The organism is Streptomyces lomondensis (genome assembly GCF_014651035.1).
Classification (GTDB): domain Bacteria; phylum Actinomycetota; class Actinomycetes; order Streptomycetales; family Streptomycetaceae; genus Streptomyces; species Streptomyces lomondensis.
On record NZ_BMWC01000012.1, the window covers coordinates 24,866 to 40,956 of the forward strand.

General features: G+C 70.9%; 11 protein-coding genes. 8 read left to right on the plus strand and 3 right to left on the minus strand.

Annotated features, from left to right (window positions below):
• Positions 1-79: 79 nt before the first annotated feature.
• Positions 80-1,555, minus strand: coding sequence for a peptidoglycan recognition protein family protein (locus IE255_RS31590; protein WP_190053823.1), 1,476 nt, complete (start codon positions 1,553-1,555; stop codon positions 80-82).
• A 150-nt stretch (positions 1,556-1,705) separates the two neighbouring features.
• Between IE255_RS31590 and IE255_RS31595 the strand changes: the two genes are divergently transcribed.
• The 6 genes from IE255_RS31595 (at position 1,706) to IE255_RS31620 (ending at position 11,474) form a co-directional block, all read left to right on the plus strand.
• Positions 1,706-2,461, plus strand: a complete 756-nt coding sequence (locus IE255_RS31595; protein WP_190053824.1) for a TIGR03089 family protein — start codon at positions 1,706-1,708, stop codon at positions 2,459-2,461.
• Positions 2,462-2,594: 133 nt separating this feature from the next.
• Positions 2,595-3,803: an LCP family protein gene (locus IE255_RS31600; RefSeq protein ID WP_229906675.1), complete on the plus strand. Its 1,209-nt coding sequence runs from the start codon at positions 2,595-2,597 to the stop codon at positions 3,801-3,803.
• Positions 3,804-4,043: 240 nt separating this feature from the next.
• The gene (locus IE255_RS31605) at positions 4,044-5,795 is read left to right on the plus strand and encodes an LCP family protein (protein WP_190053826.1); all 1,752 of its coding nucleotides are present in this window, start codon (positions 4,044-4,046) and stop codon (positions 5,793-5,795) included.
• An 89-nt stretch (positions 5,796-5,884) separates the two neighbouring features.
• Positions 5,885-7,561: an LCP family protein gene (locus IE255_RS31610; RefSeq protein ID WP_190053827.1), complete on the plus strand. Its 1,677-nt coding sequence runs from the start codon at positions 5,885-5,887 to the stop codon at positions 7,559-7,561.
• Between the two features lie 218 nt (positions 7,562-7,779).
• On the plus strand, positions 7,780-9,549 hold the full coding sequence (locus tag IE255_RS31615) for an LCP family protein (protein ID WP_190053828.1): 1,770 nt from the start codon (positions 7,780-7,782) through the stop codon (positions 9,547-9,549).
• A 92-nt stretch (positions 9,550-9,641) separates the two neighbouring features.
• Complete coding sequence (locus tag IE255_RS31620) at positions 9,642-11,474, plus strand: LCP family glycopolymer transferase (RefSeq protein ID WP_372487597.1); 1,833 nt, start codon at positions 9,642-9,644, stop codon at positions 11,472-11,474.
• Positions 11,475-11,526: 52 nt separating this feature from the next.
• Here the strand turns inward: IE255_RS31620 and IE255_RS31625 are convergent, their stop codons facing one another.
• Entirely contained in the window at positions 11,527-12,570 is a 1,044-nt protein-coding gene (locus IE255_RS31625; protein ID WP_190053829.1) for a glycosyltransferase family 2 protein, read from the minus strand.
• Between the two features lie 127 nt (positions 12,571-12,697).
• On the opposite strand from IE255_RS31625, the gene IE255_RS31630 reads away from it, so the two are divergent.
• Both IE255_RS31630 and IE255_RS31635 read left to right on the plus strand, forming a co-directional pair.
• Positions 12,698-14,185, plus strand: a complete 1,488-nt coding sequence (locus IE255_RS31630; protein WP_190053830.1) for an LCP family protein — start codon at positions 12,698-12,700, stop codon at positions 14,183-14,185.
• Positions 14,186-14,329: 144 nt separating this feature from the next.
• On the plus strand, positions 14,330-14,695 hold the full coding sequence (locus IE255_RS31635; protein WP_190053831.1) for a four-helix bundle copper-binding protein: 366 nt from the start codon (positions 14,330-14,332) through the stop codon (positions 14,693-14,695).
• Between the two features lie 57 nt (positions 14,696-14,752).
• Here IE255_RS31635 and IE255_RS31640 read toward each other — a convergent pair whose 3' ends face one another.
• On the minus strand, positions 14,753-16,054 hold the full coding sequence (locus IE255_RS31640; protein ID WP_190053832.1) for an LCP family protein: 1,302 nt from the start codon (positions 16,052-16,054) through the stop codon (positions 14,753-14,755).
• Positions 16,055-16,091 lie beyond the last annotated feature (37 nt).

A 16,091-nucleotide genomic window follows, 5' to 3' on the forward strand; every position in this document is an offset into this window, starting at 1 on the left:
GTTCCGTGGCGCCTTCGCTGGCCGTGCGGCATTCCGCCCCCATACCCCCGCATGCCCCCCGACGGCAGTGAACGTGTACTCAACGGCCCTGGTAGCGGGCCGCCTTGGAGCGGGCCGAGCCGAGCTTGCCGTAGAGCTTGCGTCCGGGGCACTCCGTCTTGAAGCCGTCCCGGTGCCCGGAGATCACGTTCAGTCGTACCTTCTTACCTTTTCGGTAGAGATTGCCACCAGCAGACTTCAGGTAAGTTTTTCCCTTCGGATTCATCCGGTACAGCCCCAGCTTCCACGCGGTCAGCCGGGCGACGGCCCTGACCGCGGCCTTCGACGGCTTCGTGGCGCCGTACGACCCGAGGACGGCGATCCCCATGCTGTTGTTGTTGAAACCCAGGGTGTGCGCGCCGAGGACCGGCCTCGCCACGCCGCCTGCGCGGCCCTCGTAGATCTTTCCGCACTTGTCGATGAGGAAGTTGTAGCCGATGTCCCGCCAGCCCATGCTCTCGACGTGGTAGCGGTAGATACTGCGGATGAGTGACGGGACCTGCGAACAGCGGTAGTTGTTGCCGCTGGCCGTGTGGTGCACGAAAGCCGCCCGGACCTTCTTCGTGTACCGGAAGCCGCGCTCGCGCAGCCCCTCGTCCGCACCCCAGCCGCGACGCGTGGTGATGCGCGGACGCGGGCCGATGTACGGCCCCGCCTGCTGCTGCCCCGGCTGCTGCCCCGCCAGTTCGCCGCCGTTCAGGGCGAAGAACTCCCGCTCGGTCTCCGCGCGGTTCAGTGCCGCGATCTCGGTGGCGCCCAGCGGTGCGAGGTTCGCGTTGACGGCGGAGGCCTCGGCGGCGGCGGTGGTCTCGGTGGTCAGGCCGCCGGTGCGGGGGCCGTCCGCGGCGGTGCCGGGAGGCGCGTCGCCCTCGCCGGGGTCGACGAGTTCGAGGCGGAGGCCGGAGGGGAGCGGCGGCGCGGCGGACAGGTCGCGGGTGTCCGCGCGGTGCTGCCCGGGGTCGGCCTCCGCGCTGCGGGGCTCTGCGCGGACCCGGAGTTCCACGCCGTCGGAGTCGCCCACCCACAGCGGTGCCGTGGCGCCGCGGACGCGGCCCGAGGTGCTCTCGGGGGTGTCCGGGTCGGCCGCGTGGTCGGCGTGGTGCGTCTCGACGTCCTGCCAGCCCGACCAGGCGCCGCTGCCGGCGGCGCGGGTGCGGACCTGGACGCGGCCGTGCAGTTCGGCTCCGGGGTCGTCCCAGACGACGCCGACGAGGGAGAAGTGGCGTACGGCCCGGCGGGGCAGGCCCTGTTCGGCGGGGCCGGTGGGGGTGGCGCGGTCGCGGGTGAGGGGTTGGAGGGGGAGGGACTGGGTGCTGCCGGGTGCGTACGGCTCGGTCGCGCGCTGGTCGGTCACGGTCGTGGTCGGTGTCCCCGCATGGGGCGCGGGTCTCGCTGCCGTGGCGGCTTCCGTGGTCGGCACCGGTTTCGCCGGCGCCGCGAGGGCGGGCGGGGTGAGAGGGAGGGCCAGAGCGGCCGCGCAGGTGACACCGATCGAGGAAGCAAGGAATCCACGCATGCCCCTGATCTTGGACATAACCCTATAAGCCTGTCCATTTGGGAGTTGACGGACTGTCGGTCGGGGTTCGGCCGAACCGGTGGTGGAGGGGTGGTGGTGCGGTGGCCGGGCCGTTGGGCGGAGGCCGGTGTGCCGCGTACGCTTGCGCGGGTGAACGCCACCGATCGCACCCCTGCCGACCTGCTGGGTTCCGCGCTGGCCGCGGATCCGGGACGTCCCCTGGTGACCTTCTACGACGACGCCACGGGCGAACGGGTCGAACTGTCCGTGGCCACCTTCGCCAATTGGGTGGCCAAGACCGCGAACCTGCTCCAGGACGAGTTGTCCGTCGAGCCCGGCGACCGGGTGGCCCTGCTGCTGCCCGCGCACTGGCAGACGGCGGTGTGGCTGCTGGCGTGTGCGTCGGTGGGGGTCGTCGCGGACGTGGCGGGGGATGCGCGGGCCGCCGATGTCGTGGTGAGCGGGCCGGACGGGCTGGAGGCGGCTCGGGCGTGTTCCGGGGCGCGGGTCGCGTTGGCGCTGCGGCCGCTCGGGGGGCGGTTCCCGCAGCCGCCCGAGGGGTTCGTCGACTACGCGGTGGAGGTGCCCGGGCAGGGGGACCGGTTCGTGCCGTACGCGCCGGTGGATCCGGAGGCGCCCGCGCTGATCGTGGCGGGGCGGGAGTTCAGCGGGGCCGAGGTGGTCGAGCGGGCGCGGGCCGAGGCGACGGGGCTGGGGCTGACCGGGCCCGGGTCGCGGATCCTGTCGGGGTTGCCGTACGACACGTGGGAGGGGTTGAACGCGGGGTTGTACGGGCCGTTGGCCACCGGGGGTTCTGTGGTGCTGTGCCGGAACCTTGAGCGGGCCGCGGACGGGGTGCTGGACCAGCGGGTGGAGAGCGAGCGGGTTACTGCTATTGCCCGGTAGGGCGTTTGCCCGCAGCTCGGGCAGCTACCCCCCATTCAGCCCACCCCCACCCACCCCCCGCCCCCCATCCACGCCATGGTCGTAGGAGCAGTGCGTGCGGGGCTTTCCTACGTCAGGAGGGGTGGTTGCTGTCGTGGGTGGCAGGGTTGGGTCGGGGGCCTCGGCCAGTGGGCGGGGGCTGGTGCTGCGGCGTCGGCGGCGGTGGGTGCGGTGCTCGGCGTTCGGGGCCGCCGGCTTCCTCGTGGCGGCCGCGGGAGCCGGATGGGCCGTCTACGCCAAGCTCAGCGGGAACATCACGCCCGACGAGGCGGCCGCCGCCGAGCTCGCGCGCTACGAGAAGGAGCGGCCCACCTCGCTGGTCAAGGACGCGCGGAACATCCTGCTGATCGGCTCGGACTCGCGTGAGGGCGACGACAACGCCCGCTACGGCCGGGACTCCGGGACCGAGCGGTCGGACACCACGATCCTGCTGCACCTGTCCGCGGGCCGGGACAGCGCCACGGCCGTCTCCCTGCCCCGGGACCTGATGCTGGACCTGCCGGGCTGCCGGCGCCCGGACGGCTCCCGCAGCGCGCCGAGGTTCGCCCCGTTCAACCAGGCGTTCCAGGTGGGCGGGTCGGCCTGCACCATCCGGACCGTGGAGAAGCTCACCGACATCCGCGTCGACCACCACGTCGTCGTGGACTTCCACGGCTTCAAGGAGATGGTCGACGCGGTCGACGGCGTCGAGGTGTGCCTGCGGGAGCCGATCGACGACCGGGCCGCCAAGCTGAAACTGCCCGCCGGGCGGGTGAAGCTCGACGGCGAGCAGGCCCTCGGCTACGTCCGCGCCCGCAAGTCCCTGGGCGACGGCAGCGACACGGAGCGGATGGAACGGCAGCAACGATTCCTCGGAGCGCTCGTCAACAAGGTGCGCAGCAATGACGTCCTGCTGAATCCGGCGAAGCTGTATCCGGTGCTGGACGCCGCCACGTCCTCTCTCACAACCGACCCGGATCTGGCGAGCCTGCGCGGTTTGTACGAACTCGTGCGCGGGCTGCGTGACATCCCCATGGAACAAGTGCAATTCCTGACCGTCCCCCGGGAGTCGTACGCATACGACGCCAATCGCGACCAACTCGTGGAGCCCGAGGCGGAGCAGTTGTTCGAACGGCTGCGCACGGACACACCGGTGGTCGTGACAGGAAACGTACCGCGTGGTTCCGCTCCGTTGAGGCCTGCCGATTCGCGTGACGGGTCGTACGGGGATTCGCATCCGGGACTGTTCGAAGAGCCCGTCGTCACCGTTTCTCCTCCACCGACGTTCCGGGGGAACACGGCAGCCGAGGACACCTGTGAGTAAAGCGGACGCCAAGGTAACTCCAAGGCAACGAACTCTTCATCTGGGAAATGGGCGAATTGCCCAGGTGTAGGGACGTGGAATTTGTCACCGTCGTCGCTCGGCACTGAACTGGGCGGTTAGTGTGAGCGATCCGGTGCGCCCGGCCCTGAGGACGGTCCTGAGGTCGCGCACTGTGTGACAGAGACCCGAGCGCCTTGGAGGGGAAGGCGCCGCGTGCCCCGACGGAGGAAACAGGCAACCGTGGACGCGCAAGGCCGTGGGCGGGCGGACGACGTCGATCCCGCAGACCAGTGGGTGCTCAACCCGAACACCGGCGAATACGAACTGCGACTGCCCCCTTCCCCACCGCAGTCGGGCGTTCCCGGGCCGCGCAGGCCTCCCGCCGCGGACGGGGACCCGCCGGCCCGCGCCCGTACGCGGGCGCCCGGCCGCTCCCGGCCCGAGACGCCCGGCCGTGCGGTGCCGCCGCCGCGCAGGCGCCGCGGGGCGCCGGAGGAGCCGCAGGCGGGGCGGCGCGGGCGGCGACCGGCCAAGAAGGCCGCGAGGGCCTCGAAGGGGCGGAAGGCGCTGCTGTGGACCGGCGGCGCGATGGCGTTCGTGCTGGTCGCCGGTGCGGGCGCCGCGTACTTCTACATCGAGCACCTGAACAACAACATCGCGTCCGTCTCCGACGACGGCGCGAGCACCGGTGGCTTCCAGAAGGACAAGGCGATCAACATCCTGCTGATCGGCACCGACAAGCGCACCGGGGCGGGCAACGAGAGCTACGGCGACACGGGCAGTGTCGGACACGCCGACACCACGATCCTGCTGCACGTCTCCAAGGACCGTTCGAACGCGACCGCGCTGAGCATCCCGCGTGACCTGATCGTCGACGTGCCGGACTGCCCGACCACGCAGGAGGACGGGTCCCAGAAGATCATCCCCGGCACGCAGGACGTCCGCTTCAACACCAGCCTCGGCCAGGACGGCCGTACGCCCAGCTGCACGATGCGGACCGTGACCGAGCTGACCGGGGTCAAGCCGGACAACTTCATGGTCGCCGACTTCAACGCGGTCAAGACGCTGACCAGCGCGGTCGGCGGGGTCGAGGTCTGTCTGGGCAAGGACATCGACGACCCGGACTCCAAGCTGAAGCTGTCCAAGGGCACGCACACCATCGCGGGCGAGCAGGCGCTGGCGTTCGTGCGCACCCGGCACGCCGTGGGCTTCGGCGGGGACCTGAGCCGGATCGGGCTGCAGCAGCAGTTCCTGAGCGCGCTGATGCGCAAGCTGAAGTCCAACGACACGCTGACCAGCCCCTCCAAGATGCTGAAGCTGGCCGAGGCGGGCACCAAGGCGCTGACCGTCGACTCGCAGCTGGACAGCATCAGCAAGCTGAAGGACCTCGGTCTGGAGCTGGGCAAGCTCAACACCAAGAACCTGACCTTCACCACCGTGCCGGTGATCGACAACCCGGCGGAGAAGGTGAAGGCCACGGTCGTCCTCAACGAGTCGACGGCCCCGCAGGTCTTCGACATGATCAGGAACGACGTCTCGTTCACCGCGGTGAAGGAGCAGAAGAAGAAGGAGGCGGCCGCGGTCGCCGCCCGGCTGAAGGGCACCAAGGCCCCGGCCTCCGAGGTGCGGGTGCGGATCCTCAACGGCGGTGCCGTCGCCGGCAGCGCGCAGGAGACGCTCAGCTGGCTCCAGAACGAGGAGGGCGTGACCAAGTCGGAGAACGGCGGCAACGCCCCCGCCGAGCTGGCCAAGACGACCCTTGAGTACGCCCCCGACCAGGCCGACCAGGCCCGCCGCCTCGCCGACCTCATGGGGCTGTCCGGGTCCGCGATGAAGCCCGGCGAGAGCGTGACCAACGCCCAGGGGCTGCCCACGATGACCCTGACCCTCGGCAAGGACTTCAAGGGCGCGGGCGTCTCCCTCACCGCTCCGTCGAAGGCGCCGGAGGGTGTCCAGAAGTCCACGGCGGACAAGGTCGAGTGCGCCCAGTGACCTGACGGACCTGCCGTACGTCTCACAGGGCGTACGGCAGGCCATGTCCGACGACGTGCGGGACGCGCGCGGGGTGGGGAGCGGGAGAGATGGCGCGGAGCAGCGGTGTGTACGGCGAGGGCACCAAGCCGGGTGCCCGGCCGCGCGTGCCGGTCCAGGACCCGGGCCGCCACGACCGGGCGCCCGGCCCGGACGGCGATGGTCCGGGCGGGTCCGGCGGTACGGGCGGGTCCGGCGGCCCGGGCGGCTCCGGAGGCCGGCCCGGTCGCGGGCGCCGTGTCCTGCGCTGGTCGGCGACGGCCCTCTCCCTGCTGGTCCTCGTGACCGCGGGTGCCGGCTACCTCTACTACGAGCACCTGAACGGCAACATCAACAAGGGCCGGCGCAGCAGCGGCGACTCCCGGGCGACGAAGGCGGAGCCGAACGCGGCCGGGCAGACGCCTCTGAACATCCTGCTGATCGGCTCCGACAGCCGCGCCTCGGACGAGAACGTGAAGCTGGGCGGCGGCCGGGACAGCCGGGGCAATCCGCCGCTGGGCGACGTGCAGATGCTCATCCACCTGGCCGCGGACCGCAGGAGCGCCTCGGTGGTGACCGTGCCGCGCGACACCCGGGTCGACATACCCGAGTGCACCGACCCGGCGACCGGGAAGACGTACCCGCCGGTCAACGCGATCATCAACACCTCGCTGGCCCGTGGCGGGGCGGGCTGCACGCTGGCGACCTGGGAGAACCTCACCGGGGCATACATCGACCACTGGATGACGATCGACTTCGCGGGCGTGGTGCGGATGGCGGACGCCGTCGGCGGGGTCGAGGTCTGCGTACGGCAGAACGTGTGGGACCGGTCGCTGCCCGGGGTGCCCGGTGGCTCCGGCCTGAAGCTGACGGCCGGCCGGAAGAAGATCCAGGGCGAGCAGGCGCTCCAGTGGCTGCGCACCCGCCATGCCTGGGGCAGCGACCCGCTGCGGGCCAGGGCGCAGCACATGTACATGAACGCGATGATCCGCACGCTGAAGGCGCAGAACGTCTTCACGGACACCGGCCGGCTGACGGACCTGGCGGAGGCGGCCACGAAGTCGCTGCACGTGTCCGAGGAGATCGGCACGGTGAAGAAGCTGTACGACCTGGGGACGCAGCTGCGGACGGTCCCGACGGACCGCATCACCATGACGACGCTGCCCACGGCCCAGGACCCGCAGGACGCCAACCACCTGGTGCCGGCCGGTGCCGACGCCGACCGGGTGTGGTCCATGATCCGCGACGACGTGCCCTTCGACGGGCGGGGCAGGAAGCCGGGCCCGAAGCCGAAGCCGAAGGCCGGGAATGCCTCCCAGGACCCGGCCGCGGCAGACGGCGAGATCGGCGTCCTGGTGCGGAACGCCACACGCTCCGGCACCCTCGGACCGGTCGGCGGCCGGGCGGGGGCCGTCGCGCAGTCGCTCGTCGGGAAGGGCTTCACGAAGGCCGCCGCGGACACCTCGGGCGCGCTGTCCGAGGAGCGGACCGTCGTGCGCTACCCGAGCGCCGAGCTGGAGGGCGATGCCCGGCGGGTCGCCAAGTCGCTGGGGATTCCCGGGAGTTCGGTGCAGCGGTCGACGGACGTCTCCGGCGTCACGGTCGACGTGGGTGCCGACTGGCGTACGGGGACGGCGTATCCGAAGCAGCCCGCGCCCAACTCCGGTGCCCTGCCCGGCGATGCGGACGCGCTCAACGGTTCCGACGCCGGTCCGTGCATGGACGTGTACGGGCCGTACCGCTGGTAGCGGCCGGGACGCAATCGCACACGAGGCCGTCGAACTTTCGTCCGCTGGATTGGGATGGATTGCCCACATGTAGGGACGTTGAATTTGTCATTCAGCGCACACCGGCGTTCAACTGGGCGGATAGTGTGAGCGATCCAGTGCTTCTGTGATGACCAAGTACCCGTGCGCCCTCCGGGGGAAGAGGGCGCCGCGTGCCCCGACGGAGGAATCGGACAACCGTGGACGCGCAACGCCGTGGCCGGGGGGAACAGATCGACCCCGCAGACCAGTGGGTACTCAATCCGAACACCGGCGAATACGAACTGCGACTGGCCCCTTCCGCACCGCAGTCGCCGGGCCCCGGGGCACGCGGAACGGCGGGCGGCCGGACGGCTCCTCGCGCGGCGACTCCCCGCACGGCGACTCCGCGTACGGCGACTTCGCGTACGGCGGCTCCCCGTGGGGGCGCGACCCGCACCGACGTTCCGCCGCAGCGCAGGCGGCGCGGCGCTCCCGAGGAGCCGCCGCCGGGACGGCGCGGTGGGCGCCGTCCGGTGCAGCAGAAGCCGAAGAAGGCGAAGAAAGTCCTGGTGTGGACCGGCGGCACGATGGCGTTCGTGCTGGTCGGGGTCGGCGCGGCCGGCTACTTCTACCTCCAGCACCTGGAGGGCAACGTCACGACCACCGACGTCGGCAGCGCGGGTGCCGGCAACTTCAGCAAGGACGAGGCCTTCAGCATCCTCATCATCGGCACGGACAAGCGCACCGGTGAGGGCAACGAGGGCTACGGCGACAAGGGCAGCACCGGGCACGCCGACACCACGATCCTGCTGCACGTCGCCGAGGACCGCTCCAACGCGACCGCGCTCAGCATCCCCCGCGACCTGATCGTGAACATCCCCGACTGCCCGACGAAGCTGGAGGACGGCTCGGAGAAGGTCGTCCCGGGGCTGCGGGGCGTCCGCTTCAACCGGAGCCTGGGCGAGGGCGGCCGGGACCCGGGCTGCACGATGCGCACGGTGAAGGAGAACACCGGCATCGACGTCGACCACTTCATGATGGCCGACTTCAACGCGGTGAAGACCCTGACCACGGCGGTGGACGGGGTCGACGTCTGTGTGGAGAAGCCGGTCAACGACAAGGAGTCCAAACTCGTCCTGCCCGCGGGCGAGTCGACGGTCGAGGGCGAGCAGGCCCTCGCGTTCGTCCGCACCCGCAAGAGCTTCGGCAACAGCGGCGACCTCGACCGGATCAAGGTGCAACAGCAGTTCCTGGGCTCGCTGATGCGCAAAATGTCCTCCAGCGACACCCTCACCAGCCCCTCCAAGCTGCTGAAGCTGGCCGAGGCCGCCACGAAGGCCCTGACGGTGGACCAGGCCATCGGCAGCGTCGGCACGCTCAAGGACATCGCGCTGGAGCTGAAGAAGGTGCCGACGAAGAACATCACGTTCACGACGGTCCCGGTGAAGGACAACCCCGCGGAGACGGTGAAGGCGACGGTCGTCCTCAACGAGGCGAAGGCTCCCCAGGTGTTCGACATGATCAAGAACGACGTCTCGTTCACCGAGGTCAAGAAGCAGCAGCAGAAGGAGAAGGACGCCGAGGCCGCCCGGCTCAAGGGCACCAAGGCCCCGGCCTCCGAGGTGCGGGTGCGGATCCTCAACGGCGGTGCCGTCGCCGGCAGCGCGCAGAAGACCCTCCAGTACCTCCAGGTCGAGGAGGGCGTGACCAAGTCCGAGAACGGCGGCAACGCGCCCGCCGCGCTGGCGAGGACGACCCTCGAGTACGCCCCCGGCCAGGCCGACCAGGCCCGCCGCCTCGCCGACATCATGGGGCTGTCCGGGTCCGCGCTGAAGCCCGGCGAGAGCGTGACCAACGCCCAGGGGCTGCCCACGATGACCCTGACCCTCGGCAGGGACTTCAAGGGCGCCGGCGTGAAGCTCAACGCCCCGGTCGCCGCGCCGGACGTGGAGAAGTCCACGGCCGACAAGGTCAAGTGCGCGAGTTGACCCGCTGAGGGCAACTGACAGGCCCGTCGTGCGTCTAACAGGAGGCAGGGCGGGCCTGCTGCATGCGCCGGGGGGCGGGGAGGACCGGGGAAGTGACGCAGAGCGGTGTGCGGGAGGACGGAACGCGACAGGGCGTCCGCCACGAACCGGTCCCGGGCGAGGAGACGTCGACGGGCACGGGGGCGCCTGACGGCGAGGGCACGCCGACGGCGGGTGCGGAGCGGTCGGTCGGCGAGGGCACATCGGCGGCGGGTAACGCGCAGGCGTCAGACGGCGACGGCACACCGGCGGGGAACGAGAAGTCGTCGGGCGGCGACGGCACACCGGCGGAGAACGCGAAGTCACCCGGCGACGACACACCCGCAGGGAACGCGAAGCCGTCGGGCGGCGGCGGTGTGGCCGGTGGTGCGGGCGACGGAGGCGGTCGGCGGTGTGGGAGCCGGCCCCGGCGCAGGCGGCGGGCGTTGAAGTGGTCCGCCGTCGTGCTCGCCGTCCTGATACTCGGCACCGCCGGGACGGGCTACCTCTACTACCGGCACCTGAACGGCAACATCAAGAAGGACGCCCTGAACCTCGGCGACAACAAGGTCGCCGCCCCGACGCCGAACGCCGCCGGCCAGACACCGCTGAACATCCTGCTCATCGGCTCCGACGCCCGCGACACCGAGGAGAACCAGAAACTCGGCGGCGCCCGCGAGACCTTCGGCGGCCCACCCCTCGCGGACGTGCAGATGCTGCTGCACCTGTCCGCCGACCGCACCAACATGTCCGTCATCAGCATGCCCCGCGACACCCTGGTGAAGATCCCCAAGTGCACCGACCCGGACGACGGCAAGGTGTACCCGGCGACCCAGGGCCGGACGATGACCAACCAGAGCCTCGGACACGGCGGTCCCGGCTGCACCGTGGCCACCTGGCAGGAGCTCACCGGCATCCACATCGACCACTTCGTCATGGTCGACTTCGCCGGAGTCGTGTCCATGGCCGACGCCGTCGGCGGCGTCCCCGTGTGCGTCGACGCCAACATCCACTCCCGCACCTCCGACGGCAAGGGCTCGGGCCTGAAACTGGAGAAGGGCACCTCGTACATCCAGGGCGAACAGGCCCTCCAGTGGCTGCGCACGCGCTACGGCTTCGAGGACGGCAGCGACCTCGCCCGCGCCAAGGCCCAGCACATGTACATGAACGCGATGGTCCGCCAGCTGCGCGACAACGCCACCCTGAGCAGCCCGAACCAGCTGCGCAGACTCGCCGAGGAGGCCACCCGGGCATTGACCGTCGACCCGGGCCTGGACACCGTCAAGAAGCTCTACGACCTCAGCGACGAGCTGCGCAAGGTGGAGCCGGAGCGCATCACCATGACCACGATGCCCAACCGGTACGTGGGCGCCCGCGTGGAGCCCACGGAGGACGCCGAGCAGCTGTTCCGGCTGGTGCGGGAGGACATCGCGCTGGACGGCAAGGACCGGACGAAGAAGAAGACCGGGGAGAAGGCCTCCGCCGACCCGGCCGCGGCCGACGACGAGATCGCCGTCCAGGTCCGCAACGGCACCCGCACCGACACCCTGGCCCCGGCGGGCGGGCGCGCGAGCACGGTGGCCGGGCTGCTGAAGGAGGAGGGTTTCACGCAGGCCGTCGCCGACACCGACGGCTCGTGGAGCGAGGACCGGACCCTCGTCCGCTACCCGAGCGCCGACCTGGAGGGCGACGCCCAGCGCGTCGCCGAGGCCCTGAGAATCCCGCTGAGTTCGGTGCAGCGGTCGACCGACGTCTCCGGCGTCACCCTCGTCGTCGGCGCGGACTGGCGTACCGGCACGGACTACAAGGCGCCGCAGCGGAACGACGAGACCCCGAAGTCGGCCGAGGCGCTCAACGGCGCGGACGACAAGGCCTGCATGCACGTGAACCCGGGCTTCACCTGGTGACGCAAACGGGCCCCTCCCGCAGCGGGAGGGGCCCGTACGCGTGCGGCGTACGTCAGCCGGTGGCCGCGTCGGCGTCCGCGCGGACCGCCGGACGCCGGGACGCGATGACCTTCTTCGCCAGCGACCGCGGACTCGTCAGGAAGCCCCAGCCCCACGACATGTGCATCGTGGCCAGCGCCACGGGGATCTGGAGCCGCGCCTTCAGCGGCAGCCCCTTGCCCGCCGGGATCGAGCCGAGCAGGATCGCCGCGAGATAACCGCCGGGCACCACGAAACCCCACGGCGTCAACAGCGCGCCCACCAGGATCCCGGCCGCGATCGCGCACACGGCGGTCGGCGGGGCGAGGTAGCGCAGGTTGATGGAGCCCTCGTGGTAGCGGGCGACGACGTGCCGCCAGCGGCCGTAGTCCTTGTACTGCTTGGCCAGCGCCTGCACGCTCGGCCGCGGCCGGTACGACACCTTCAGCTCGGGCGAGAACCAGATGAGGCCCCCGGCCTCCCTGATCCGGAAGTTCAGCTCCCAGTCCTGGGCTCGGATGAACTCCACGTTGTAGCCGCCCTGCTGCTCCAGCGCCTCGCGCCGGAACACACCGAGGTAGACGGTCTCGGCCGGGCCCGCCTGCCCGCCCGTGTGGAAGGCGGCGTTGCCCACACCGATCTTCGAGGTCATCGCGGCGGCGACGGCGTGCTCCCAGTCGTTCTCGCCCTCGGCGTGCATGATGCCGCCGACGTTCTGCGCGCCGGTCTCCTCCAGGAGCCGTACGGCGGTGGCGATGTAGTTCGGCGAGAGCATGCCGTGGCCGTCGACGCGGACCACGATCGGGTGCCGGGAGGCGTTGATCGCGGCGTTCAGCGCCGCGGGCGTACGGCCGGTCGGGTTCGGGACGGTGTGCACACGCGGGTCTTCGGCCACGAGCTCGGCGGCGATCTCGTCCGTGCGGTCCGTGGACGGACCGAGGGCGATCACGACCTCCATCTCGCCGGCGTACTCCTGCGCGAGGATCGCTTGGACTGCTCCCCGCAGATGCCGTTCCTCATTGAGGACGGGCATGATCACGGAAACGGCGGGGAGCCGCACGTCGGGATTGGCGTTCATAGGGGGCTCACGTTACCGCGAACGGGGGACACCGGTGCGCGCCGCGGGGGCGGTACCGCGGGCCGCAGATCGTATCGGCCTACGGTTTCACGGATCCCACGTACGGCCGTCGTCCGGAGGTGTCCCCATGCCCACGCCGCCGCGGTCCCCTCGGTCCACCGCCGCCCCCCAGCGCCGCCCGCAGCCGCCCGCCCCCCGCCGCGCTCCGCGCCGGCCCGCACCCCAAGCACGGCGCCGCAGGCCGCGCTGGGGCATGCGGGCGGTCACCACGCTGTCCGTGGTGGTCCTCGCCTCCGCCGGGATCGGGCACGCGGTCGTGACCAGCCTGGACGCGGACATCGCCCGGGTCGACGCCTTCAAGGACATGAAGAACCGGCCCCAGGCGGGCCACGGCATGAACGTCCTGCTGGTCGGCACCGACGGCCGCGAGAAGATCAGCAAGGCGGAGCGGCGGAAGTACCGGCTGGGCGGGGCGCCCTGCCGCTGCACCGACACGATCATGATCGTGCACATCTCGGAGGACCGGGAGCGGGCGAGCGTGGTGAGCCTGCCGCGCGACTCGTACGCCGTGATTCCCCCGCACGTCGACCGCACGACGGGCAAGCGGCACGGCGGCCACCCGATCAAGCTGAACGCCGCGTACGCGGAGGGCGGGCCGCAGCTGACCGTGCGGACGGTCGAGAGCATGACCAAGGTGAAGATCGACCACTACCTGGAGGTCGACTTCACCAGCTTCATGAAGACCGTGGACGTCGTCGGCGGTGTTCAGATCTGCACGGCCGACCCCCTGAAGGACAACTACACCGGCCTAAACCTCCCGGCCGGCCGGCACACCCTCGCGGGCGGGCAGGCGCTCCAGTATGTGCGCGCCCGCCACATCGACGGGGCGTCCGACCTGGGCCGGATGAAGCGGCAGCAGCGCTTCCTGGCGGCGCTCGTGGAGCGCGTCACCTCCTCCGGGGTCCTGCTGAACCCGATGAAGTTCCGGGACGTGACCCGGGCGGTGCTCGGCTCGGTGCGGGCCGACAAGGGCTTCGGCACGGACGAGATGCTGGACCTGGGCCGGGCCATGCGGAACTTCTCCCCCTCCTCCTCCGAGTTCACCACCGTCCCGATCGGGCGGATGGGATACGCCGTGAAGGGCGTCGGCTCGACGCTGAAGTGGGACCCCGTGAAGGCGGAGCGCCTCTTCCACGCCCTGCGCGAGGACCAGCCGCTGTCCGTGCACCGGCCGCGCGACGCGGCCCGCATCGTGTCGGTGGCCCCGCAGCAGATCCGCGTCCAGGTGGAGAACGGCACGCGCACGCCCGGGCTCGGCCGCCGGGTGGACGCGGCGCTCGCGTCGACGGGCTTCCGTACGACACGGGCCCCGGTGAACGCCGCCACCCGCGACGTGCGGCGCACGATCGTCGCCTACGACCCCCGCTGGGACCGCTCGGCCAAGTCCCTCGCGACGGCCCTGCCGGGCAGCGAACTCCGCCAGGTCAAGGGCCTGGGCGCGACCCTGAAGGTGATCGCCGGCACGGACTTCGAGCGCGTACGCAAGGTACGGGCCGAGGATCCGGGGCAGGGCGAGTTCGGGGTGGTGCGGGGGGACGAGGTGGCGTGCAGGTGAGGGGGCGGACCCGGGGGGACGACAGACCGTGACGCACGCTTGGCGGATTGGTTGGTTCCGCCCCGTGGCGGGCGGCGCCGTACAGGCGTAGGACGGAAGGGCACGGGGACCGACCCCCGGCCCCCGCCGTCCCCGGGAGGAATCATGACCCAGCAGCCCGCCACCGCCACCCCGATGAGCAAGGAGATGCAGGACTGCGTCCAGGCCTGCATGTCCTGCCACACCGTGTGCGAGGAGACCATGAGCTCCTGCATGCAGATGGGCGGCCAGGCCCAGATGCAGGTCATGCGCGCGGTCATGGACTGTGCCGAGATGACCCGCCTGTGTGCCGACATGATGATGCGCCGCTCGCCGCTCTCGGCCGAGATGTGCGCGATGTGCGCCCGGGCCTGTGACATGTGCGCCGAGGCGTGTATGTCCATGCCGGACGACGCCCAGATGATGCGCTGCGCCGAGGCGTGTCGCACCTGCGCCGAGATGTGCCGCAAGATGTCGGCCGTCACGATGTGAGGACCGCCTCACAGAAAAGGGGGCACCCGCCCGGGTGCCCCCTTTCCGCCGTCGCGCTCAGTTGCCCGAGACGGTGACCTTCTCGTCGTTCTTCAACTCGTTCACCAGCGTCTTCACCTTCGCGGTGTCCCACTGGAGGTTGCCGTTCGCGGCGTTGCCCGCGATCGGCATGTTCATCGACTTGCCCTCGCCGCCGCTGACGCCCTTCATCGCCCAGAACATGGACGCCAGGTCGAACAGGCCCATGTCCTTGTCGACCACGAGGGAGTCCAGACCCGCGCCCATCGTCGGGTACAGCTTGAACGGGTTCATGATCGTGCTCGGGGTGGCGACCTGGTTGGCCAGGGCCGAGAGGAACTTCTGCTGGTTCTTCGTACGGTCCAGGTCGGATCCCAGCGCGTAGCGGGTGCGGACGAACGCGAGGGCCTGCTCGCCGTTGAGGGTCTGCTTGCCCTTCTTGAGGTCCGCGCCCGACTTGGTGTCCTTGATGTCCCGCGGGATGTCCATCTCGACCCCGCCCACCGCGTCCACGATGTTCGCGAAGCCGCCGAAGCCGATCTCCACGTAGTGGTCGATGTGCAGGCCCGTGTTGGCCTCGACGGTACGGACCAGCAACTCCGGGCCGTCCTCCGCGTACGCCGCGTTCAGCTTCACCTGGCGGCCCGTGGCCGGGTAGAGCTTGCCGGAGTCCGAGCCCTTGTACGACGGGATCGTGACGTTCGAGTCACGCGGCAGCGAGATCAGCGTCGGGCCGTTGCTGCCGGTGTGCAGGATCATCATCGAGTCCGTGCGCTTGCCCTCGGCGGACCCGGTGTGCAGCTTCTTCTTCTCCTCGGCCGACATGCCCGCGCGGCTGTCGGAGCCGACGATCAGGTAGTTCGTGCCCTCGCCCGCCTCCGGCCGCTCGATGACCTTCGACAGGTCGACGTCGCGGTTGAGCTTGGAGTCGGCCCAGAAGTACGTGGCGACGCTCGTCACGACCAGCACCGTCGCGAGCGTGATGGCCGTCACCTTGATACGGCGGCGCCAGTTCGGCGCGGGACGCGGCTCGTACGTGCCGCCGCCCGGTCCGCCGGGGCCTCTCCCGCCGGGGGAGCCGTAGACCTGACCGGTGTTGTAGCCGCTGTCGTAGGCGCCGGGCGGGGCGTCGTAGCCCTGGCCGTCCACGTAGGACGGCTGCTGCGGTACTCCGCCGCTGTACGGCGGGGCACCGCCGTATCCGGCCTGCCCGGGCGACGGCGCCGGGCCGCGGCGGACCTGCCGCATGACACGGGCGCTCTCGGGCTGCGCGCTCGCGCTTCCGCGTCCGTACCGGCTGCCGCGGTTGTCGTCGGACCATCCCTCGGGCCAATTGTTCATGCGCCCCAGTGTGCAGGTCCCCGTAGTACGCCATACA